Below are 22,610 nucleotides of genomic sequence, written 5' to 3' on the forward strand. Positions count from 1 at the left end.
GCGGCCGGATGTACCGTCGATGGCGGCAGGATGCGCGTGCCCTGCGGCGAAGTCCTTGCGGCGACCTTCAGGAAATCTTGGAAATCGCTTGGATTCGCCGGAAGCGGCCTGGCGGCATGGGTCGCGGGACAAGGGCGGCGAATCAATCGGGTACCATGGCGCGGTTCCTTCGGGCACCCGATCCCGGGGGTTGGGCAAAGGCGCTGACCGTGCGATTCGCGTTCGAAGACTGCTTGCTCGATGACGAGCGCCGCGAGCTGACATTGCGCGGGCAGCCCGTTTCCATCGGGCCGCAGGTCTTCGATTTGCTGCTGTACCTGCTGCTCCACCATGACCGCGTCGTCAGCAAGGACGAACTCCTGCGGGCGGTATGGAGCGGCCGGATCGTTTCCGAGTCGACCATCGCCAGCCATATCAACGCCGTGCGCAAGGCCATCGAGGACACCGGCTCCCAACAACGCCTGCTGCGGACCGTGGCGCGCAAGGGATTCCGCTTCGTGGGCGAACTCCGCGAGGGCGGCACGCGGCCAGCCTCGTTGCCGCCCGGCCCGTCTGGCGGCGACGACGACGGCAGCACCGCGCTGCCGGCACTGGTCCTGCCCGACAAGCCTTCCATCGCCGTGCTGCCGTTCCAGAACCTGAGTGGCGATACCGGCCAGGCGTACTTCGCGGACGGTGTGGTGGAGGACATCATCACCGCCTTGTCGCGCGTGCGCTGGCTGTTCGTCATCGCGCGCAACACCAGCTTCGCCTACCAGCACAGGCAGGTGGATCCGCGGACGGTGGGCCGCGAACTGGGCGTGCGCTACGTCCTGGAAGGCAGCGTGCGCAAGGCCGGCAACCGGGTGCGGATCACCGGTCAGCTGATCGACGCCTCCACCGGCACGCACCTGTGGGCGGAGCGCTTCGAAGGCACGCTGGACGACATTTTCGAGCTGCAGGCGGAAGTGGCCGAGAACGTGGTCGGCGCCATCTCGCCGCAACTGGAGCGCGCCGAAATAGAACGCGCCAAGCGCAAGCCGACCCAGAGCCTTGACGCCTACGATTACTACCTTCGCGGCGTGGCGAACCTGCACGGCGGAAGCCGCGCGCGTATCGAGGAAGCGTTGCGCCAGTTCAACCGCGCCATCGAGCTGGATCCGGAATACGGATCGGCCTATGGCGCCGCGGCCTGGTGCTACGTCTGGCGCAAGGTCAATGGCTGGATGGTCGATCGGCCGGCGGAAATCGCCGAAGGCGTGCGCCTGGCGCGGCTGGCGGTGACCTGGGGACGCGACGATGCGGTGGCGCTCACGCGCGGCGGCCACGCGCTGGGACACCTGACCCGCGATCTGGATGGCGGCATCGCCTTGCTGGATCGGGCGGTGCTGCTGAACCCCAATTTCGCGCCTGCCTGGTTCCTGGGCGGCTTCCTGCGCATCTTCCATGGTGAATCCGAAAGCGCGATGACGCTGTTTTCCCACGCAGTCCGCCTGAGTCCGCTGGATCCGGAAATGTTCCGCATGCAGGCCGGCATCGCCCTGGCCAATTTCTTCGCCGGCGATTTCGATACTGCCTCGGCCTCGGCGGAAAAGGCCCTCAGCAATCTGCCTTCGCTGCTGGTCGCGGCGGTGGTCGCGGCGGCCAGCCATGCATTGGCGGGAAGACAGGAAGCAGCCCACCACGCCATGGCGCATGTACGCGGCCTGGATCCCTCGCTGTCCCTGTCCACCCTCGCCGACTGGCTGCCCATCCATCGCCCGCAGGATCTCGCCAGGCTGACGGAAGGCCTGCGCCTGGCGGGGCTGCCGTAGCGGCAGTTCGGCCGCTGCCACGCAGATGCCGATGTCGCCGTGCCCTACCCCGCGGGCGCAGCGGTCGATCCGCGCAGCATCAGGCTGAAATCCAGGGTCTGCTGGTGCGGCACGTCCACGCCTTCGATGATCGCGAGCAGCAGCTTGACCGCGCGCACGCCGATCTCGCGCATGGGCTGGCTGATGGTGGTCAGCGGCGGATTGAGATAGCGCGAGGAGGCCAGATCGTCGAAGCCGACAATCGAGAAATCCTCGGGCACGCGGATGCCCAGGTCGCGGCACGCAGCGAGCATGCCCAGCGCCATCTGGTCGCTGAAGCAGAACGCGGCGGTCGGCGGGTTGGCCTGGCCCAGCAGCTGTTTCGCCGCCGCGTAGCCGGATTCGACCGAGAAATCGCCCGGGACGACCGTCAGCTGGCGCAGGCGACCGCGCGCCCGGGCCGCGTGCCTGGCCCCTTCCAATCGCTGCTGGTGCAGGGGATTGTCGGTCGGGCCACCGACCACGGCGATCCGCTCGTGGCCCAATCCGTAGAGATGTTCCATCGCCGTGCGCGAAGCGGCGGCGTTGTCGATGTGGACACTGGGAATGCCCAGCGCCGGATCGAATTCGCTGCCGTTGACCACCGGCGCATTGGCGCCCAGTTGCCGGACGAGTTCCTGCGCCGTCGGTGGCAGCCGGTGCCCCAGCACGATCAGGCCATCGGCCTCGTTGCGGGGAAGCATCTGCGCGTAGCGCTCCTCCCGATCCGGCTGGTGCTGGGTATCGCCCAGCAGGACCGCGTAGTCGGCGGCCTGCGCGGCTTCTTCCGCGCCCTGCAGGATCTGGGCGAAGAACGGATTGGCGATGTCCGGGACGGTGACCAGGATCTTGCTGCTGCGCTGGGTCTTGAGCGTCCGGGCCACGGTGTTGGGGACATAGCCCAGCGCGGCCGCGGCCTGTTCGATGCGCTTGCGCGTGGCCGGCAGGACCTTCTCCGGCCGCGACAGCGCGCGCGAGACGGTGCCGGCCGAGACGCCGACGTGCTTCGCGATGTCGTAGATGGTCGCCATGTCAGTCCCGGGTTCCCCGATGCGGCGCACAACACGTGTTCCGGTGGGCCCATGCTAGGATAATGCAATCGATTGCATCAGGGCGGATTGCCGTGAAAACACTCAAGGGTCCAGCGCTGTTCCTGGCGCAGTTCATCGGTGACGAGGCTCCTTTCAATCGGTTGGACACGTTGGCCGGATGGGCCGCCGGGCTTGGCTATTCTGGCGTACAAGTGCCGACCAGCGCGCCCCACATCTTCGATCTCGCCCAGGCCGCGCAGAGCCAGGCCTATTGCGACGACGTCGCCGGCATGCTCGCCGGGCACGGCATCCGGATCACCGAGCTGTCCACCCACCTGCAGGGACAACTGGTCGCCGTCCACCCCGCCTACGACGCCCTGTTCGACGGTTTCGCGCCGCCGGAACTGCGCGGCAATCCGGCCGCCCGGCAGGCCTGGGCGGTCGAGCAGGTCAAGCTGGCGGCCAAGGCCAGCCAGCGCCTGGGACTCACCGCGCATGCCACCTTCTCCGGCGCGCTGGCGTGGCCGTATTTCTATCCCTGGCCGCAGCGCCCGGCCGGCCTGGTGGAGGAAGCCTTCGCCGAACTCGGCCGCCGCTGGCGCCCGATCCTGGATGTCTTCGACGCCTGCGGCGTGGACCTGTGCTACGAAATCCACCCGGGCGAGGATCTGCATGACGGCGCGACCTTCGAGCGCTTCCTCGACGTCGTCGACCACCATCCGCGCGCGAAGATCCTCTACGACCCCAGCCACCTGCTGCTGCAGCAGATGGACTATCTCGGCTTCATCGATCGCTACCACGACCGCATCGGCGTCTTCCACGTCAAGGACGCCGAGTACCGCCCCAGCGCGCGCAGCGGCGTCTACGGTGGCTACCAGAACTGGATCGATCGTCCCGGCCGGTTCCGCTCGCTGGGCGATGGCCAGATCGACTTCAAGGCGATCTTCTCCAAGTTCGCCCAGTACGACTTCCCCGGCTGGGCCGTGCTGGAATGGGAGTGCTGCCTGAAGCATCCGGAAGACGGCGCGCGCGAAGGCGCGCCCTTCATCCGCGACCACATCATCCGCGTCACCGAGCGCGCCTTCGACGACTTCGCCGACAGCGGCGCGGATCCGGAAGCGTTGCGCGGCATGCTGGGGATTTGAACCAACACCGACCTGGGAGGGGAAGTCATGACGTTCACCATGTCGCGCCTGAGCGCGATGATGTTCCTTCAGTTCTTCATCTGGGGTGCGTGGTTCGTCACCCTGGGCACCTACCTGGTGCAGGGCCCGTTGCAGGCCAGCGCGAGCCAGGTGGCGACGGCCTTCCTCAGCCAGTCCATCGGCGCCATCGTCGCGCCGTTCCTGGTCGGCCTGATCGCCGACCGCTACTTCGCCGCGCAGCGCATCCTGGCGGCGCTGCACCTGGCCGGCGCGGTGCTGATGTGGGTCGCCTCCACGGCCACCAGCTTCAACACCTTCGCGACCTGCGTGATGATCTACATGCTGCTGTTCATGCCGACGCTGGCGCTGGTCAACAGCATCGCGATGCGGCACATGCAGTCGCCGGAAAAGCAGTTCCCGCTGGTGCGGGTCTCCGGCACCATCGGCTGGATCGTCGCCGGCGTGCTGATCGGCTGGCTGGGCTGGGAACAGGCGCACCGGCTTGAGCTCACCTTCCGCATGGCGGCGGCCGCCTCGCTGGCCCTGGGCCTGTATGCGCTCACCCTGCCGCACACGCCGCCGCTGGCGCGGCAGCGCAACGCCGGACTCGGGCAGATCCTGGGACTGGACGCGCTGCGCCTGCTGAAGTCGCGTTCGTACCTGGTGTTCTTCCTGGCCTCGATCGCGATCTGCGTGCCGCTGTCGTTCTACTACAACTTCACCAATCCCTACCTCAACGATCTGGGCGTGCGCGGCGCCGCCGGCCTGCAGTCGCTGGGCCAGGTATCCGAAGTGCTGCTGATGCTGGCCATGCCGTTCCTGTTCGTGCGGCTGGGGGTCAAGACCATGCTGGCGGTCGGCATGGCGGCCTGGGTGCTGCGTTACGGCATGTTCGCTTACGGCGACGCCGGCAGCGGCTTCCCGCTGCTGGTGATCGGCATCGTGCTGCACGGCATCTGCTACGACTTCTTCTTCGTCACCGGCCAGATCTACACCGACGCCCACGCCGGCCCCGAGACCCGCAGCAGCGCGCAGGGCTTCATCACCCTGGCGACCTACGGCGTCGGCATGTTGATCGGCACCTTCCTGTCCGGTGCGGTCGTGGAGCACTACACCACCGCGGCGGGTCCGGACTGGCGCCAGATCTGGCTGTTCCCGGCGGGCGTCGCGCTGATCGTACTGATCGCCTTCCTGTTCCTGTTCCGCGAAAAGCCGGCGACCGCCGCCGCACCTTCCACACACTGAGAATCCAGACCGATGAGCAAGCTTGGCATCGTCATCGTGGGCACCGGCATGATCGGCGCCGTGCATCGTCGCGCGGCGCTGCTGGCCGGCGCCGCCGTGCGCGGCGTGGTCGGCTCCTCGCCGGAGCGCGCGAAGGACATCGCGCAGGCGTGGGACCTCCCGCGCGCCTATCACGATATCGAGGAAGCCCTGGCCGATCCGCAGGTGCAGGTCGTCCACGTGTGCACGCCCAACCATCTGCACCGGGCGATGGCCCAGGCCGCGCTGGAAGCCGGCAAGCACGTGATCTGCGAAAAGCCGCTGGCCACCACGCTGGACGATGCCCGCGCCCTGGCGGCCCTGGCCGCCTCCACGGGCCTGGTCGCCACGGTGCCGTTCGTCTACCGCTATCACCCGGTGGTGCGCGAGGCACGCGCGCGCATCGCCCAGGGTGAACTGGGCCCGCTGCGCCTGATCCACGGCAGCTACCTGCAGGACTGGCTGCTGGATCCGGCCAGCAACAACTGGCGCGTGGATCCGGCGCTGGGCGGCGCTTCGCGCGTGTTCGCCGACATCGGCTCGCACTGGTGCGACCTGGTGGAATGGGTCAGCGGCGAGCGCTTCGTCGACGTCAGCGCCGTCTTCGAGACGGTGATCGCCGAGCGCGCCGCCGCCACCGGGCAGAGCTTCGCCACCCCGGCGGCGGGGGGCGCGACCCAGGCGGTGTCGAGCGAGGACGTCGCCGCCGCGATGTTCAAGACCGGCAACGGCACCCTCGCCTCGCTCACCGTCAGCCAGGTCTCGGCCGGACGTCGCAACCGCCTGTGGTTCGAGATCGACGGCGCCAAGGCCGCGGTCGCGTTCGACCAGGAGGATTGCGAGCGCCTATGGATCGGCCTGCCCGATCAGCGCGAGGAGATCTTCACCCGCGGTCCGGGCGCCGGCAGCGCCGAGCAGCGCCGGCTGTCGGTATTTCCGGCCGGCCATGCGCAGGGCTACGGCAACTGCTTCGAGGCCTTCGTCGCCGACACCTATCGCGCCATCGTCGCCGAGCGGCCGGAAGGCCTGCCGACCTTCGAGGACGGCCTGCGCTCGGCGCTGATCGTCGATCGCGTCATCGCCTCGGCCAGGACGCGCGCCTGGACCTCCATCGGTTGAACGAAGGTGATTCCCTTTCCTGTTCCATTTCCCAGTCCGCAGTCATCAGCATCCCGGGAGGACACCATGATGAGCACCACCCCACGCAAGATCGCGGCCGCCGCGCTGCTGCTCCTGGCCGCCGCGCCCGGCTTCGCCAGGGACGCCGCCCGCCACGACCCGCCCATCGCGGTCCAGATGTACACGCTGCGCAACGTCGCCACGCTCGACGAACAGCTGAAGATCGTCCATGACGCGGGCGTCCACGCGGTGGAGACGGTCGGCACCCAGAACGTCACCGCGCAGGAACTCAAGCAGCTGCTGGACAAGTACGCGATCAAGGCGGTCTCCACGCATGTGCAGCTGGCCGATCTGCGCAAGGACCTCGACAGCGTGGTCACATTCAACCAGGCCCTCGGCAACACCTATCTGGTCGTGCCGTACCTGGGTGACAAGGAGCGCCCGACCGATGCCGCCGGCTGGACCGCGCTGGGCCGGGAACTGGGTGAAATCTCCAAGCAGGTCCAGGCCAGGGGCATGACCCTGGCCTATCACAACCATGACTTCGAGCTGGTCGATTTCGGCGGCAAGACCGGCCTGGAGCTGCTGTTCGACGCGGCCGGCCCCACGCTCAAGTCCGAGCTGGACCTGGCCTGGGTGGCGCGCGCCGGTTACGACCCGGCCGCCATGCTGGCCAAGTTCAGCGGACGGGTGTTCGCGGTGCACGCCAAGGACAACGCACCGAAGGGCGAGGCCAGGGACGAAGGCGGTTTCGCCGCGCTGGGCCAGGGTGTGCTGGACTGGAAGGCCATCCTGCCCGCCGCCCGCAAGGCCGGTGTGCAGTGGTACGTCATCGAACACGATGAACCGCGCGATCCCGCCGCCGTCGTCAAGGTCGGGGCGGATTTCCTGCGCGAACAGCTGCCGGCCGCCGCCACGCAGTGATGCGCGGGCTGGCGACGCCGGAATCCATCGGCGTCGCCAGCCTGCCCTTGCTTGTCCTGGCGGCGGCGGTCAGCGCCGCTTTCATCGATAACACCGCGGTGGATGCCTGGGTTCATGTCGCGAACTGCGTGGTCCGCCACGGCGCCAACCGCGCAGGCATTCCCTGCGCTGATTGATGTCGGCACGTGGCTGGACCCGCACCCGATCAAGGAACGCACCTGCAAGGGCGGCGGCATGACGCCACCCTTCGGCGATCTGTCAGAACCGGTGGGTCGACGACCTCCGCGGCCTTCCTGCAGCAATGAATCGTGAAGGCGCGGAGGCCAGCTCCGCGCCGGCCGCTTACAGCTCGCGCACCCAGATGTTGCGGTAGCTGACCCTGGAATCGTGGTCCTGCAGGTAGATCGGCGCGCAGCCGTGCGGCGGATACGAAGGTGCGCCGATGTATTCGGTCTTGCCCGACAGCACGGTGTCGTCCTGCACCAGCACGCCGTTGTGCAGCACGGTGATGCGCGCGGGCGACAGCAGGCCGCCGCCTTCCGAGAAGCGCGGTGCCTTCCAGATGACGTCGTAGGCCTGCCACTGGCCCGGCGCGCGCGAAGCGTTCACCAGCGGAATCGACTGCTTGTAGATCGAGGCTGCCTGGCCGTTGGCGTAGGTCGGGTTGTTCCAGCTGTCCAGCACCTGCAGCTCGTAGACTTCCTGCAGGAAGATGCCGCTGTTGCCGCGATGCTGGCCGTCGAAGCCCTTCGTCTCGGTCGGCGTACGCCATTCGACGTGCAACTGGATGTCGCAGAAGCGCTGCCTGGTGCGGATGCCCTTGCTGCCCGGCACCACGGTGACCGCGCCATCGGCGACGGTCCACGGCGCGGGGCCGCCCTGCTCGCCTTCCCAGGCCGAAAGATCCTTGCCGCCGAACAGCACTACCGCATCGGACGGGGCGGCGTGCTCGGGCGTCGCCACGCTGGCCGGAACCGGCTTCCAGACCTCGGTCTTCGCGGGATCACGCGCCGGGTCGGGCTGCGCCTGCGCGAACGCGGGGCCCGCGGCCAGCAGGCAGGCAGCCATCAAGATTGGTTTGCTCATCATGTCCCCCGCGTACGCGGATCAGGCAAATCGGTGAAGTCGCTCAGTCGGTCGCCCACGCGGGCGTACCCGGCACGTAGGGCATGTCGCCGTCGTAACGACCCGGCACCGCGACATACTGCAGCGCCTCGTTCGCGCCCACCTGCGAGGTGAAGAAGCTGAAGATCGACAGCTGCTTGAGCATCGTGAAGTAATGCGGCTTGACCGGCCCCTGATGGGTTCCGCCGGCGGCCGCCGCCGTCGCGCTGATCTGCTTGCGGGCTTCGGCATCCAGGCTGCGCAGCAGTTCCGTGCGGGCCTGCGGCGCGAGCGCGATGAAGCGGCCGCCGGCGCGCTTGTCGATGTCGGCCAGCCCCGCGCGGAGAATCGCCTGCTGCTCCGGCGTGTAGCAATCGGTCACGTACAGCGCCATGAACGGGCCCGCGCCCGCATCCTTCGCGCCGGGCGTCCTGGTCCGCGGCAGGATGGTGTCCGCGATCTCGTCCAGCAGGGCGATGTCGGTGGCCGAAAAGGCGCCCGTCGCACCCGCGGTACCCGGCGCCTGGGAAAACACCAGGCCCGGCACGCCAATCATGGCCGCGCCGGTGGCGGCGGCGATCATCTTCAGGAGTTCACGACGTTCCATCACAGGTTCCCCGCCTTGAGTTCGCGCACCGCGTGGTCGGCTGCGCGCGCCGTCATCGCCATGTAGGTCAGCGACGGATTCACGCAGGCGCTGGAGGTCATGCAGGCGCCATCGGTGACATAGACGTTGGACGCATCCCAGACCTGGTTGTGCTTGTTCAGCACCGAGCTCTTCGGATCCCGGCCCATGCGCGCCGTGCCCATTTCGTGGATGCCCATGCCCGGCGCATAGTCACTGTCGTGCGTCTTGACGTCCTTGACGCCCGCGGCCTCCAGCATCTCGGCCGCGTCCGCGCCCATGTCGTGGCGCATGGCCAACTCGTTTTCGCGCATGGACACGTCCATCGCCAGCACCGGCAGCCCCCACTTGTCCTTGCGGTCCGGATCCAGGCTGATCCGGTTCTCGTGGTAGGGCAGCATCTCGCCGAAAGCGGTCATGCCAATGGACCAGTCGCCCGGCACGGTCAGTGCGTCCTTCAGCTCGGCGCCGACGTTGAGTTCGGCGATCTCGCGCGACCAGCCCGAGCGGCTGGCGCCGCCCTGGTAACCGAAGCCGCGCAGGTAATCGCGCTTGTCGTTGCCGACGTTGCGGAAGCGCGGAATGTAGAAGCCGCAGGGACGGCGGCCGAAGTAGTACTTGTCCTCGTAGCCGTCGACCCGGCCGGACGCGCCGACGCGGAAATGATGGTCCATGACGTTGTGGCCCAGCTCGCCGGACGAGGAACCCAGGCCGCCTTCCCACACGTCGGTCGCCGAGTTCATCAGCACCCAGGTGGAGTTGAACGAGGAGGCATTGAGGAAGATGACCTTGGCCGTGTACACGTAGGTCTGGCCGGTCTCGGCATCGATGATCTCCACGCCGCGCGCGCGCTTGCGATCCTTGTCGTACAGCACTTCCTTGACGATCGAGAACGGGCGCAGGGTGAGGTTGCCGGTCTTCATCGCCGCCGGCAGCGTCGCCGACTGGGTCGAGAAGTACGCGCCGTAGGGGCAGCCCAGGATGCACTTGTTGCGGTACTGGCAGTTGACCCGGCCCTGCTCGGGCTTGGGCTGGGTGATGTTGGCGGTGCGCGAATGGATCATGTGGCGGGTGCCGCCGAAAGCCTGCTTGATCCGCGCCGCCACGTCCTTCTCGACGATGTTCAGCGGGATCGGCGGCAGGAACTCGCCGTCGGGCAGCACGTCCAGCCCCTCGCGGGTGCCGGCGATGCCGGCGAACTTCTCGACGTAGTCGTACCAGGGTGCGATGTCGGCATAGCGGACCGGCCAGTCGACGGCGATGCCTTCCTTGAGGTTGGCCTCGAAGTCCATCTCCGACAGGCGATAGCTCTGCCGGCCCCACAGCAGCGAACGGCCGCCGACGTGATAGCCGCGGAACCAGTCGAAGCGCTTGGTTTCCGTATACGGGCAATCCTTCTCGTCCGCCCACATCCCCATCGTTTCCTCGGAGAGCGGGTAGTCGCGCATCAGCACCGGATGATCCGCCTTCATCGCCTGGGTCGGCCGGCCGCGATGCGGGTAGTCCCAGGACTCCTTCATCGCATTGACGTAGTCCTTGACGTGCTCGATGTTACGACCGCGCTCCAGCATCAGGACCTTCAGGCCCTTCTCGGTCAGTTCCTTGGCAGCCCAACCGCCACTGATTCCTGAGCCAACGACGATGGCGTCGTAGTGATTGTCTGCCATGGGTACTCTTTTTCCCTGGGTGGATAGCTGTTTCAGACGTCGCAGAGGCGAATCGCCTCACGCAAGGAGCGGACGGGATCCGGCGCGGCAGGCATGAACTCCTGGGCCAGGTACCCGTCGAAACCGGTGTCGCGGATGGCGCGGCATATGGCGGGATAGTTGAGTTCCTGGTCGTCGCCGATTTCGTGCCGCCCCGGCACCCCCGCCGTGTGGTAATGGGTGAAGAATTCGTGGTGCTTGCGGATGGTGGCGATGACGTCGCCTTCCATGATCTGCATGTGGTAGATGTCGTACAGCAGGCTGAAGTTCCTCGACCCCAGCCGCTTGCACAGCGCCACGCCCCACTCGGAGTGATCACACAGGTAGTCGTGGTGATCCACCTTGGAATTCAGCAGTTCCATCACCAGCATCACGCCGCGCTTCTCGGCATGGCCGAGGATGCGCTTCAGTCCCGCCTCGGCATTGGCCAGCCCCTGCTCGGGATCCATGCCGTTGCGGTTGCCGGAAAAACAGATGAGGTTGCGGTAGCCGGCATCGGCGACCAGATCGATATGGCGGGTGTAGCGCGCCACCAGTTCATCGTGGAATTCGGCCCCGGCGAAACCCTTCACCAGGTTGATCTCCGCGCCATTGCACATCGAGCTGAACACGCCATGCGCCTTCAGCGTCGGCCAGTCGTCCGGGCCGACCAGGTCGATGGCGGAAAAGCCGATGTCCTTCACCGCCTGGCAAAGCTGCGCGACGGACAGGTCCGGGAACGTCCAGCGGGCGACCGAATGCTTCAGTTTGCCCTTCAACGCAAGCGGCTTCTCGGCGGCGAAACCGGCAGGCACCACACCGGCGGTCGCCAGTCCAAGGCCGCCCAACATCGCCGCGCGCAACGCGCTTCGTCTTGTGAACTTCGGGTCCAGGGGGCTCATCCCGGCGTCCTCACCAAAAGAAAGCTTGCTCAAACGAATCTTTCGAGGCGTCGCCCCTGCCACGGGAAGCACACCGGCCGCCCACGCGGCGCACCGGTCCGATCGAATAGACATCCATCCATCCCCGGCCTCCCAACCGGCACGAAACCTCGAAGATTCGCCCTGATGCAATCGATTGCACCATAAAGCAGCCCCGCGTGTTCATGCAAGACTCCGCGCACAGGATCTTATGCTGCACGGCACAACGCAGGTTCGCGCGTCGTCGCAACTCATGCAAAACCATGCAGGGGAATGCGACAAAGATTCTTGCGACCGAGTCGTCTGCGTGACCCGGTCCGGTTGTGCAGGCACGCCGCGCTGATTCTTGAAGATCCGCACATGCCAGGACGGACTTCCGCCGCCTGGCATGGCGAACGAATCCGCGTGGCTAGCGCGGCGCGCGCTTGCGCCGTGAGCGCCTTCGTCTCTTCGCGGCTCCATCCGTCCCGACCGATATCCACTCCGCCCGGCTCATGAGCTGCCCGACCTGCCGTTCCAGACTGTCGAAGCCTGCATACCAGTGATGGATGGCCATGGTGGGCTCGTGCGTTTCATCACCCGCGCACGCGGCGCTGAGGTAGCCCATCAACTTGAGATGGTTGCGCAACTGCCGCAACTCGTAGAAAGCCGATTCGGAAAACAGGAAGCCGGTGCGGCGCGCAGCCGGCGAAGGGGAGGTCGAACTCATGGGCGGTACTCCATTCCGTAGAGAAAGAATCCCGCCTGCCGCAGGGGCAGGGGGATGTCGGGAGGCCAAAACCGCGTAACGTCGGCGGGCGTATTCCCTCGGAAGAGGTCTTGTATTAGCCGCCCTCCCGACGCTGAACTTTCCTTGCGTCGGAAGTACCGATGATGCTGGTACAAAAGAAGGCCACCAGAAGCTTCGTCGGTGGCTCTACGTTACGAAGGAGTTTTGGAGCTCCGGCGACGAGTCTGCCTTCGCCATCGAAAGCGTTCAATGCCTTGGCGTTCAATGTTAGTGGGATGACTGGTGGGTACCCGCGCCGACCGCGTCCCGGGCGAATGTCGATACCCGGGCACCCGATTGCAAAGGCTCGGATCCAGCGCGTGTTCCGCCTCATTTTTTCCCGGCCTGCCCTGCCTATAATCGTCCATCTTCCAGACAGCGGTGGAAAATGCCGGACCCCACGCGTGCCTCGCCCGTTCCCGAACGCACGCTGGAAACAGCGCCTGCCGAGCCCACTGCCAGCGCTACGAAGGATGCGCCATGAAGCGCTTTCTTCGCTGGTTGCGGAGCGCGCCCTCGTCCCACCCGGTGGATCGGCGCAATGCGCCGTTCCTGCAGGTGCTCCTGCTTTTCTTCGGCATCTTCGTCCCGCTCAACAAGGCGATCTTCCTTTACGCGGTGAGTTCAGGACAGGCTCCCCGGCCGGGCACCCTGCAGCTGTCCGCGGACCTGGCCACCGATACCCTGCTCGTCGGTTCGGCATGGGTTGCCCTGTGGCTGATCCGCCGGGGTCGTTTCCGCAAGGGCGTGGCGCTGTTTCTCTCCGTGGCGTCCGTGTGCGTCGGCATCGCCTATGCCAGCGTCGGACTGGTGCGGGTTGGCCTGGACCCGATCCCGCTGGTGCTGCTGTCGCTGGCCGGCCTGGTAATGGGCCGGCGTGCCCTGTGGATGATGCTGGGCGCGCTGACGGTGATGCTGCTGGCCTGCATGGCCCTGGACATGTTCCGCGCCGACGCGGCGCCGGTGGCCTCGACCGTCGGCAAGACCATTTCCATTGCCGGAATCTGGCTCATCATCGCGCTGGTGCTGGATCGCACGGTGGCCGCGCTGCGCAACAGCCTGGAGGAATCCGAACAGCGCAACCGGGCGCTGGAACTGGCCTATGCGCGCCTGGAGGAAGAAATCGCCGAGCGCGATCGCACGCGCGAGCAACTGTTCCATTCGCGGAAGATGGATCTGACGGGACGCTTGGCCAGCGGTCTCGCACACGACTTCGGCAACGTCCTCACCATCATCCTGGGCTACGCCCAGAAACGGGATCGGCTGGCCGCCGATGGCGGTGCGCCGGCACTCGTATCGGCGCTGGAACGCGTGGAAATGGCAGCCCGCCGCGCCATGGCGGTCAGCCGGAAGCTGCTGAATTTCAGCCGCCTGGACGTCTCCCATCCGGAAACCTTCGATGCCGGCGCCGCACTGCACGAACTGCAGACGATGCTTCACCAGTTGCTCGGCCCGGAGATCCGTCTGTCGCTGGAGCGGCCGGAGGCTCCCCTTCCCCTTCATATGGACAAGGGCAACTTCGAGCTGACGGTGCTCAACATCGCCGGCAATGCCAGGGATGCGCTCCCGGAAGGGGGATCCTTCCGCCTCATCGCCGCACGGAACGACGCGACCAACTCGCTCACGCTGACCCTCAGCGACAACGGCCCCGGGATACCCGAATCGATACGGGCCAGCGTGTTCACGCCGTTCTTCACCACCAAGCCCAAAGGCGAAGGCACCGGCCTGGGCCTGTCCGTGGTGCGCGACATCGTGGTGGATGCGGGCGGCGGGATCCGGATCGAATGCCCGCCCACGGGCGGCACCTCCGTCGTTGTCACGCTTCCCCTGGCGTCGGCCGCCGGGTGACGGCTGGCGTCTAATCCGGCCCGACCCGCGTCGCGCGTTCGCTGACCGCGCCATTCTCGTACACGGCCAATGCCCGTGCGTTTCCGTTTTCCCTGTTTTCGAATTCGAAACGCAGGTCCCGCTCCATGGCGAAGAAGCGGGTCCGCGTTTCCGGGTAGAGCGTTGCCACGAAGCTGCCCGCCGTGAGCTTCAGGTGGTCGCCTTCGATGGCGACGAGTATGTCGCCGATGCGGGAAGAACGATAACGACCCGCGTACGTCGCCAGTATCGATGCAGGAAGCGTCAACGAAACGGGAGGCGGCGTGTAGGGTGCCGGGCCATGGTCGTAGCTTAGCACGCGATGCATGCGCCATTGCCCGTCACCCAGCTTCCAGACACTGGTGAACTCGGCCTGTCCATCCAGCCGTTCGGGATGATCCCCTTCCCGAACATGGAAACGGTGCGTCCCGGACAGGAGGGCATAGCCACCCTTGAGCGGATGGAATTCCAGGCTTCCCTCAACCGCCTCGCGCCGCAGTCGCATGCGCGGATCGGCGCAAGGGCCCTTGCGCAGCGATTCGACCAACGCCTGGCGTGAAGCGGTCAAACCGGTCTTGTCGTGGTAGAACTCGACGTCGGCGGTGAGCAGGTCTCCCATCGCTTTCATGTCGCAGGCGTTGTACGCCTGCCAGAACCTGGCATCGGCCGCGCGGACCTGTCCCTCTTCGTTATCGGCCGCACCCGCTGCCATGGCGGCCATGAGAAGCGGCAGGGCAATCAGGTACGGGGTGATCTTCATGTTCCCATCCTCATGACGGACGAACACGATTGGAGAGCAGCCAGGTACCTGTGTCACGGGCCAGAGGTCACCCTGCCGGAGGAGCAGGATTCGGATTCAGCATCTTGCCGCGAAAAAACAGGGGCCAGAGCCTTTTTTCCTGATCAGCTACCGAGAATGAAAGGCTGCTCTGGCCCCTGTTGCACGCTGGAGTTCCGATGCCGGCCGGGAACGGACGTCAGCAATGCCTGAATCAAGCCGCGCCGCGAAGCGGCGCTGGCTTGAATGCGATCACGGCACGACAATGGCGTAAGCACCCAAGCCTTACGCACATCCTGTACCCGGAGCTGGCAGGAAGCCCTTCGCGGAAATACCGGGCGGCGCGGCAAGACCTGATGCAGGCCCTACCCTACTCTGGCTAGTCCCCAAGTGTATTTGGCCAATCCTGAAAAAAAGGCGATGAGGCAAGCCAAAGCAGCCATCTCCGGTGTGAAAGCGCGCTTGAAATAGATCATCAATGCAAGCCCGATTACGCAGTTCACGGCCAGGAATCCAAAAAGAACTGCTGCGATCGACAGAAGGTTCTTCTTGAGCATCATCGGCTCCATTCCTCTCCCTCACAGGGATCACAGGGATTTCCGACCAATCCACATACTAATTCCACGGCACCCTTCAACCATGTGCCTAGCGATCATCCGGACCGTCAATCTATTCTACGGCTTGTGTGAAAACATCATTCTTAGTGAATTCCGACATGCAACCGGGGCGCCGAACAAAGCACAAACATGCACTACCGCGGCCAAGGGACCGTCAATCCTTCGAACACCACGCCCAAAACTGATATGTCCCGTTAGATAGTATTCGTAAAGCCCGTTCGCGGCCGCGCAGAAGATGATGACTGAGAATATAAGGAACAGCGTCCCAAAAGCGCGTCGCGATCTCTCGTCAAGCATCATGCTCTCCCTCGCCCGCCCTGCATGACTGCCCCAGTAGTTTTGATAGGGAGTACACTCAAGAAGCTCTTCGCAGACCTCTTGTTTTTTTGCGAACCGAAGTCTGTTTTATAGGATGAAGCACATTTTCTTTTAAAAAACACCCGCTCATTCGCCCAAAAAACCCCAATGACTGTGTCCGCACATTGACCTGTTCCCATCCTGGCTCTTCGCGTCGACGCTATAGTCTTGCTTATCATTCTGACATGCTTTGATGAGATCCGCGTCTCTTGCGGGTCTGCATGAACTAGCAATCGATAACCTGGTGTCCCACGCTGGAGTTACTTGCCGGGCGAACCCCGTATACGATTCGTTCCGCTGAACGTCAAAAAAATCCGGCTTTCGCCGGATTGGGGGGATGGTGGCAGAAGCTTCCGCCTCTGTCCGGTGTCGATGCCGACCGCAGTCAGTGGCTTCGGCCTCGGTGAACCGGTCAGACCACGCTAGTCTTTCCGCATACGGCCAGGGGTAATTTCCCGAGCGCCATGTTCAATACGAAAGAAGCGCTCGGCATTGCCGCGCAGAATGGCTTGCTTCTGCGTGGCATCCAGGAATGTGAGCGCGTCGAGCGACGCGTGTACTGTGGCGATATCCGCGTTGTCGCTGCCAAACATGAGCCGATCACCGAGGCCGGCGTCCATCAGCGCTTTCATCATGGTCGCGAAGGCCTCGGGCGGCACGATGCGCGGATTGTTGATGACCGAGATATCGGCATGGACATTCGGGTGCTCGCGCATGAGCGCAAGCGTTTCGTCGAAGAACGGTGCGCCCGCATGCATGATCCAGAGGCGCATGCCGGGATGGCGCACCAACACATCCCGCAGCAACACGGGATTGCCCAGGTCTTCGCGGAAGTTCGGGCTGCCATGATCCGGGCCGGCTGATCCCGTATGAATGCCTACAGGCAGGTCGTAGCGGACGGCCAGGGAATAATAGGGATCCATGCGGGGATCCGATGGCGATACTCCGTAGTACTGGGTGAGAATTTCACCCAGGAAGTCGATGCGCCCGGATTTTATCTGCGCCTCGGTCCATTCGACCCCCGGCCACTCGCGGCCATCGGCATGGCAGTCCTGCAGGCTGTAGGGCACCTTGCCCAGGGGGCAGGGAAACATGAGCCCATGCAATACGCGCATCGGCTTCCCTTCGACATAACGCTGTTGATCCTCCCAGGACGTACTGACCGCAATGGTCGTGATTCCACCGGCACGCAGTGCCTCAAGCTGCGCGACCGGATCCCGGTCGCCGTGCACATGCACATCGATGACACCCGATGGCGGTGTCGTCGCGCAACTGGCGAGCAGACACGAGAGCAGCAGCGGCACCCGCCTCAGGCAGGCGTTGCCCTTCCTACGGCCGACAGCTGGCTGCGGTCTTCCGGACGGATATGCGTGGTAGCCATTCATCATCGCGCGCCGAGTCATCGCTTGATCCGCCAGGGACTTTTCAGGGCGAAACGCGACTCCGGGGCAGCAACGGCCAATGCATCAGTGGGTTCGCTGACTGCCTGATACGGAACCCCATCCGGCCAATCGACTTGTCCTTGGCGCGCCGTATTGGACCATCCCGCTGTTACGGCTGGACCGTGGGGCCGCCGGCCCCGTTGCCTTCCGGAGTCGCATGGGAGATCGAGGGTGGGCGGACGACGGGAGTCGTCCACGTCTTCAATCCCCCCTGATATCCGGCGAGCCCGGCGATGGCGCACGGCCGGCGCTCGATCCCTCAGGGTGCCAGGTAGAAATCCATGGGAATGAGCTCGACGGCCCAACCGCCTTCTTCACCCAGCTGGGCGGCCGGGTGCATGGAGGCGATGCGCAGTGCCTCCTCCGGGCTATCCGCCTCGATGATGAACAGGCCGCCCACGACCTCCTTCGCCTCGGCGTAAGGCCCATCGGTGACATGCGTCCTGCCGTTGCGCGGACGGAGCGTCCGCCAGCTGCCGGCATCGCCCAGCGACGCGGACACGAGCATCTTGCCGGTGGCCTGCATCTTCTCGTCCAGCGCGGGGCATTGGCTCTCCAGCGCTTCGATGTCGCCAGGACTCATGGCGGCGAACTTTTCCGGGGAGAAATAGGCCAGGCCGAGGTACTTCATGGGAGCTCCTTTGCATGAGTGTGTGTTTGACGACGAAGCGGAGGGCCGGAAATCGACCGTGCTCGGGAAAAAGGGGCGGCATACCGTTTCCTGCGGGGCTACCCGCCATGAAAGATACGCTTCCTCCTTTTTTCAGCTTCAATCGACGCGCACTTTGCGCGCCGTATTTCGATTCATGGCCCGCCGTATTCCGGCGAGCACTACCCTTTGTGGCTCAGACATGGTTTTGCCCCCAGCATCTTGGCCCGGCCCGCCTCCCTTGCAGGCTGATCAGGCGCCGTGATAGCGTTCCAGCACTTCCCACCCTCCTGTTCGAGCATGAAGTATTGATTCGCAGGCGGATTGCCTGCTTCGCTACGGAATCCTGGATTCAATGAGCCCTGCTCATAAGCGAAAGGTACAGGCCGGCTCCAGGCGCCGGCCCCCTGTGAGAAGTTCCAGGCCTACGCCACGGCGAACATTCTCCTCTTCTATCTCGGAGTCCGCGGCTCGCCATAGAGATAGATCTACCTGGCTACACACGCTTTACCGGTCAAGACCGACCCATGAATGCTCTATCCGGCTTTGACGCTGTCACGGCCTGACGGGCATTTCCATAAATTTCAACGAATCAGGAACGTGCTATGAGCAATTCACTCAGTGGCGGCGTACGCGTGCGCGCCGACAACGGAAAGTTTTATGACGTGGAGGCAGCCGACTTTGAACTCGCGGAAAGCGGGCGACGCCATCTTGGCGACGGGGAATACCAGTTCGAACGCCTGTATGTGGCCAACATCTCGACCGATGACGTCAACATCGAAGTCCGGTTCGAGGTCGCGAGTCGAAACGGGGTGGTGAGCGCCTACACGCCGACGGTGTCCGATGCCACCTACATTGAAGACGATCTGGAGGAAGTTTCCGTCGATGAAGATGACGACGAGGATGAGGACTTCGACTAGGCCCTCGTTCGCGGAAGGGCCGGCTACCGCCGGCCCTTCCATGCTCCCTGAAGACCCCCGGACGCCCGGGCCTTTCAGGATATCGAGACCCGCCGGACCAACACTGGGTTTGTCCGGGAAAAAAGAAGACCCGGCTTGCGCCGGGTCCAAGGGAACCACAAAGAGCGTTCGGCAATCAGAATGTATACCGATAGTTGGCGAACACCTGTCGCCCCACCGGGCTGAAGGCCCGCCAGAAGTAGGGATAGCTGGTGTAGCTGTCATCGCGGGGATGCAGGTTGTCGAAGACGTTGACCACGCTGACGCCGATGGTGGCTTTCGGCGTGATCTTCTTCTGCACGTCCAGGTTCCAGAGGAAGTACGGCGCGATGCGGGTGGATTCGTCCCAGCTGGGCAGTGATCCGTAGCGGTATCCGTACAGGTTGGTCTGCCAGTCGTTCTTCTCCCAGCCGACCATCCAGTTGGCGCGGCTGCGGAAGTTGAAGTAACGCCGGCCGTCGCGGATGTTCTCCACCTCGTCGTCGGCGAAGCGCTGCAGATCCAGCTTCGTGACATGGGTGTAGTTGGCCTGGAAGCTGAACTTGCCCCGGCGGTCCGTGTCCAGCGCGTACTTCCAGGCGACATCGAATCCGTCCGTGCGGATCATCGACTGGTTGACGGGATAGGCGGAGTAACGATCCACCTTGCCATTGCCCAAGGAGGACTCGTCACGACTGATGAGACCCATGAAGTGGGTACAGGAAGGCGAACCGCCGTCCACCGGGTTGCCCCGGATGTCCGTGCCCAGGCGGCAGTCGGCGTAGGTGCGCATCAGATAGTCGGAATCGATTTCGCCCACCTGGTTTTCCAGCTTGATGCTGTAGTAGTCCAGGCTCACGGACATCTGGTCCATCACGTCCCAGACCACGCCCACGGTGTTGGAGCGGCCCTCTTCCTCCACCAGGTCCTTCCGGCCCTCGTAGGTGCGGAACACCTGGTAGTTGTAGTCCGGACCCGAGCAATCCGGGGAGGTCGGGTCGATGCCCTTCGTCCGGCAGAGGTAGGCGTCGGTGATGTAGGTATAGCCGCCGGAGTTGCCCGAGTAGACATAGTGCATGTCGGGCGCCCGGAAGCTGGTCGCGTGGGTGCCACGCAGCAGCAGCGAACTCACGGGACGCCACTCCAGCCCCGCCTGCCAGGTGAATGCGCCATCCACATCGGTCTGGTCGTCGTAGCGGTCATAGCGTCCGGCCAGGTTGGCCTTCAGGTTGTGCAGGATGGGCACACCAAACTCCAGGCCGAGCGCGTAGCGATCCCGGCTTCCCCCACCCCGCGTACTGGTCAGGTTGTAGATGCTGTCCTTGCCGGTGTAGTCAGGGGTGCTGCGCGGATCCGGATTGATCGCGTATTTCTGGCGTGCGCCTTCCAGCACGAACGCCATGCCGACCGGCCCGGCCGGCAGATCGAACAGATCGCCGGTGACGGCGAACTGGCCCTGGGTGGATTGGGATTCGGCGGTCGAATGGACGGTGGTGATCAGCGATTGGTAGTCCGCCGGCGACATCGGACTGAACAGGCGGTCCACCCGGACGTGATAGCTCGGATACTTGTTTGTCCCGACATACCCGAGCAGGTCGCCGAAGAAGTAGTCGTTGATGCGGTCCGTCGTGAAGTACGGCATCTCGATGGTCATGTCGTAGCGCGCGTGCGAGAGGCCGGCATCCCAATCGAAACGCCCATCCCACCACGAGCCCCGCAGTCCCAGGTTCAGGCTGAAGGTTTCTTCCTCGAACACGGACTTCTGCGGCCCCCCGGTCTCGGCGGGAGTGAAGATGCGTTGCGCCTGCAGGTATCCGAGGTCCGGGTCATGCACCCAGCCGGCGGTCTGCCAGAAGCGCGTCGCGCTCGCGCCGGTGTTCTTCGAGCGGGTGTACAGCAGCTGGCCGTAGACCTGCAGGTTCTGGCCGAAATCCAGCGTCCCGGACAGGTAGGCCGACGCCTTGTCGAAACCGTTCTGGATGGACTGCGTGGCCGGATAGCCGAAGTAACCGCAGCGGTTCTCGTCGGCGATATTGCGCGCGGACCGGAAGGGCTGGAAGTCCGGGGACGTCGCCGCACAGGCCGAGCGCAGCGCATCCACCGACCCGCTCAGTTTTCCGTTCGCGTCGGGCCACACATAACCCGGCCCATTCTGGTACAGATACACGCCGCTGGCGGCGGTCGCGTTGTGCGGGTCGTCCCGGTATCGGGGATTGTCATGGTAGGAATCCATGAAATCGCGCTGCGAAGCGAGAATGGATTCCCGGTTCAAGTACTCCAGCGCGTAGATCAGGTTCCAGCGTTCGCCGGACTTGCCGCCGGTCCACTGGAACAGGCCGGTATCGCCGCCGCCGCGCGAGGTCGTGCCGCCCCGGACATACAGCGAGTCGCCTTCGAAATTGGACTTGGTGATGATGTTGATCACGCCCGCCACCGCATCGGAACCATAAATAGCGGAGGCGCCACCGGTCATGATCTCGATGCGCTCCACCGCCGCCGCCGGAATGCTGCTCAGGCTGACGGCGTTGGACTGGCTGTTGTAGGGCATCGGATAGTCGGCCATCCGCTTGCCGTTGAGCAGGACCAGCTGATAACCCGGGCCCAGGCCGCGCAGGTTGATGAACTGCGCATTCGGCGTGAAGCCGCTCTGATTGAGCTCGTTCTGCACGCTGCCGGTGAACTGGCTGAGCGTGGAGAGTGCTTCATAGACCGTCGAAAACCCTTCCTTCTGGATGTCGTCCGCGGTGATGACGGTGACCGGCGAAGGACCTTCGACGTCGACCCGCTTGATGCGGGAGCCGGTGATGGTGACCTTGTCCAGGTTGGTGGTGGATGGCGTGTGGTCGGATTTATCGCTGTCTTCCTGCGCCAGCGTCGGCCCATGGAAGGAAAGTGCCGCGACAGCAAAGGCGATGGCCACGCTCATAGGGCGGCGGCTTGATACGTGATGGACTTGCATGACTTCCCCTTAGTCGAGGCAGAGCGCGAATCGCCCTGCGTCCGAACCTCCAATGGTTCGGGCCACGAACATAGGAAGAGGACGAACTACATGCAAGTATTTGATTTCAAAGTATTTAATCTCACATTTGAAGCGCGACCAAGTTTGAGCGCAAGCCACGCGACCGCAATCGAATCGACCTCCAGACGGTTCATGCCAGGGCGGCGCGCATCGCCCCGGCATGAGCACAGATTGGCGCTAGCGCATCGCGCGCTTGCGCTTCAGCACCTTGCGCCGGGAACCGTCACCGGCGCCGGGCGGCCGCACCGATATCCACACCGACTGACCCATGATCCGATCCACCTGGTGCCCCATGTTCTCGAAACTGGCGTACCAGCGGTGAATCGCCATGGTCGGCTCATGATCCTCATCGCCCGCGCACGCGGCACTGAGGCAACTCATCAGACTGAGCTGGTTGCGCAACTGCTTCAACTCGTAGATCGCGGCTTCGGAAAAGAAATAGCCCGTGCGTGGCAACGGGGTCGCGGGGGCGTCGGAACTCATCGGCGGTACTCCAGTCCGTGGGGAAAGAACCCCGTTCGCTGAAGCGCGAACGGGGATGTCGGGAG

20 protein-coding genes are annotated in these 22,610 nt (G+C 64.6%); 8 read left to right on the plus strand and 12 right to left on the minus strand.

Annotated elements, in window-relative coordinates; all coding sequences use genetic code 11:
* Positions 1-209: 209 nt before the first annotated feature.
* Complete coding sequence (locus tag AC3DE2_RS18230) at positions 210-1,793, plus strand: winged helix-turn-helix domain-containing tetratricopeptide repeat protein (protein ID WP_488427305.1); 1,584 nt, start codon at positions 210-212, stop codon at positions 1,791-1,793.
* Between the two features lie 44 nt (positions 1,794-1,837).
* On the opposite strand, the gene AC3DE2_RS18235 is transcribed toward AC3DE2_RS18230, so the two are convergent.
* Positions 1,838-2,842 (minus strand): LacI family DNA-binding transcriptional regulator, encoded by a 1,005-nt coding sequence (locus AC3DE2_RS18235; protein WP_295383055.1) that lies wholly within the window; start codon positions 2,840-2,842, stop codon positions 1,838-1,840.
* A gap of 92 nt (positions 2,843-2,934) precedes the next feature.
* Between AC3DE2_RS18235 and AC3DE2_RS18240 the strand changes: the two genes are divergently transcribed.
* The 5 genes from AC3DE2_RS18240 to AC3DE2_RS18260 all read left to right on the plus strand — a co-directional run bounded on the left by AC3DE2_RS18240 (position 2,935) and on the right by AC3DE2_RS18260 (position 7,469).
* Positions 2,935-3,987 (plus strand): sugar phosphate isomerase/epimerase family protein, encoded by a 1,053-nt coding sequence (locus tag AC3DE2_RS18240; protein WP_295383054.1) that lies wholly within the window; start codon positions 2,935-2,937, stop codon positions 3,985-3,987.
* 27 nt (positions 3,988-4,014) lie between these two features.
* A complete protein-coding gene (locus tag AC3DE2_RS18245; protein WP_488427306.1) occupies positions 4,015-5,232 on the plus strand; it encodes a nucleoside permease in 1,218 nt (405 codons plus the stop codon).
* A gap of 12 nt (positions 5,233-5,244) precedes the next feature.
* Positions 5,245-6,369: a Gfo/Idh/MocA family protein gene (locus AC3DE2_RS18250; RefSeq protein ID WP_488427307.1), complete on the plus strand. Its 1,125-nt coding sequence runs from the start codon at positions 5,245-5,247 to the stop codon at positions 6,367-6,369.
* A gap of 69 nt (positions 6,370-6,438) precedes the next feature.
* Positions 6,439-7,293, plus strand: coding sequence for a sugar phosphate isomerase/epimerase family protein (locus AC3DE2_RS18255; protein ID WP_488427308.1), 855 nt, complete (start codon positions 6,439-6,441; stop codon positions 7,291-7,293).
* Positions 7,293-7,469 (plus strand): hypothetical protein, encoded by a 177-nt coding sequence (locus AC3DE2_RS18260; RefSeq protein WP_488427309.1) that lies wholly within the window; start codon positions 7,293-7,295, stop codon positions 7,467-7,469. Before AC3DE2_RS18255 ends, AC3DE2_RS18260 begins: the two co-directional genes overlap by 1 nt.
* 166 nt (positions 7,470-7,635) lie before the next feature.
* Here AC3DE2_RS18260 and AC3DE2_RS18265 read toward each other — a convergent pair whose 3' ends face one another.
* From AC3DE2_RS18265 to AC3DE2_RS18285, 5 genes are all read right to left on the minus strand, one after another.
* Positions 7,636-8,379, minus strand: coding sequence for a 3-keto-disaccharide hydrolase (locus AC3DE2_RS18265; protein ID WP_488427310.1), 744 nt, complete (start codon positions 8,377-8,379; stop codon positions 7,636-7,638).
* A 43-nt stretch (positions 8,380-8,422) separates the two neighbouring features.
* The gene (locus tag AC3DE2_RS18270) at positions 8,423-9,004 is read right to left on the minus strand and encodes a gluconate 2-dehydrogenase subunit 3 family protein (RefSeq protein ID WP_488427311.1); all 582 of its coding nucleotides are present in this window, start codon (positions 9,002-9,004) and stop codon (positions 8,423-8,425) included.
* Positions 9,004-10,689: a GMC oxidoreductase gene (locus AC3DE2_RS18275; RefSeq protein ID WP_488427312.1), complete on the minus strand. Its 1,686-nt coding sequence runs from the start codon at positions 10,687-10,689 to the stop codon at positions 9,004-9,006. The genes AC3DE2_RS18270 and AC3DE2_RS18275 overlap by 1 nt, the downstream gene beginning before the upstream one ends.
* 32 nt (positions 10,690-10,721) lie before the next feature.
* Positions 10,722-11,558 (minus strand): hydroxypyruvate isomerase family protein, encoded by an 837-nt coding sequence (locus AC3DE2_RS18280; protein WP_488427395.1) that lies wholly within the window; start codon positions 11,556-11,558, stop codon positions 10,722-10,724.
* Between the two features lie 478 nt (positions 11,559-12,036).
* A complete protein-coding gene (locus AC3DE2_RS18285; RefSeq protein ID WP_295379111.1) occupies positions 12,037-12,336 on the minus strand; it encodes an XAC0095 family protein in 300 nt (99 codons plus the stop codon).
* Between the two features lie 540 nt (positions 12,337-12,876).
* Between AC3DE2_RS18285 and AC3DE2_RS18290 the strand changes: the two genes are divergently transcribed.
* Positions 12,877-14,244, plus strand: a complete 1,368-nt coding sequence (locus AC3DE2_RS18290; protein ID WP_488427313.1) for a sensor histidine kinase — start codon at positions 12,877-12,879, stop codon at positions 14,242-14,244.
* Between the two features lie 10 nt (positions 14,245-14,254).
* Here AC3DE2_RS18290 and AC3DE2_RS18295 read toward each other — a convergent pair whose 3' ends face one another.
* The 4 genes from AC3DE2_RS18295 to AC3DE2_RS18310 form a co-directional block, all read right to left on the minus strand.
* Positions 14,255-15,022, minus strand: a complete 768-nt coding sequence (locus AC3DE2_RS18295; protein ID WP_488427314.1) for a nuclear transport factor 2 family protein — start codon at positions 15,020-15,022, stop codon at positions 14,255-14,257.
* A gap of 383 nt (positions 15,023-15,405) precedes the next feature.
* On the minus strand, positions 15,406-15,597 hold the full coding sequence (locus AC3DE2_RS18300; RefSeq protein ID WP_488427315.1) for a hypothetical protein: 192 nt from the start codon (positions 15,595-15,597) through the stop codon (positions 15,406-15,408).
* A gap of 839 nt (positions 15,598-16,436) precedes the next feature.
* Positions 16,437-17,417, minus strand: a complete 981-nt coding sequence (locus tag AC3DE2_RS18305) for an amidohydrolase family protein (protein ID WP_488427316.1) — start codon at positions 17,415-17,417, stop codon at positions 16,437-16,439.
* Positions 17,418-17,715: 298 nt separating this feature from the next.
* Positions 17,716-18,087, minus strand: coding sequence for a YciI family protein (locus AC3DE2_RS18310; RefSeq protein WP_295379364.1), 372 nt, complete (start codon positions 18,085-18,087; stop codon positions 17,716-17,718).
* 623 nt (positions 18,088-18,710) lie between these two features.
* Between AC3DE2_RS18310 and AC3DE2_RS18315 the strand changes: the two genes are divergently transcribed.
* Positions 18,711-19,025: a hypothetical protein gene (locus tag AC3DE2_RS18315; RefSeq protein WP_488427317.1), complete on the plus strand. Its 315-nt coding sequence runs from the start codon at positions 18,711-18,713 to the stop codon at positions 19,023-19,025.
* A gap of 175 nt (positions 19,026-19,200) precedes the next feature.
* Here the strand turns inward: AC3DE2_RS18315 and AC3DE2_RS18320 are convergent, their stop codons facing one another.
* A complete protein-coding gene (locus tag AC3DE2_RS18320; protein ID WP_488427318.1) occupies positions 19,201-21,969 on the minus strand; it encodes a TonB-dependent receptor plug domain-containing protein in 2,769 nt (922 codons plus the stop codon).
* A gap of 270 nt (positions 21,970-22,239) precedes the next feature.
* Positions 22,240-22,545, minus strand: coding sequence for an XAC0095 family protein (locus AC3DE2_RS18325; protein ID WP_295383403.1), 306 nt, complete (start codon positions 22,543-22,545; stop codon positions 22,240-22,242).
* Positions 22,546-22,610 lie beyond the last annotated feature (65 nt).

It is taken from the genome of Pseudoxanthomonas sp. 68-E7 (assembly GCF_057773145.1).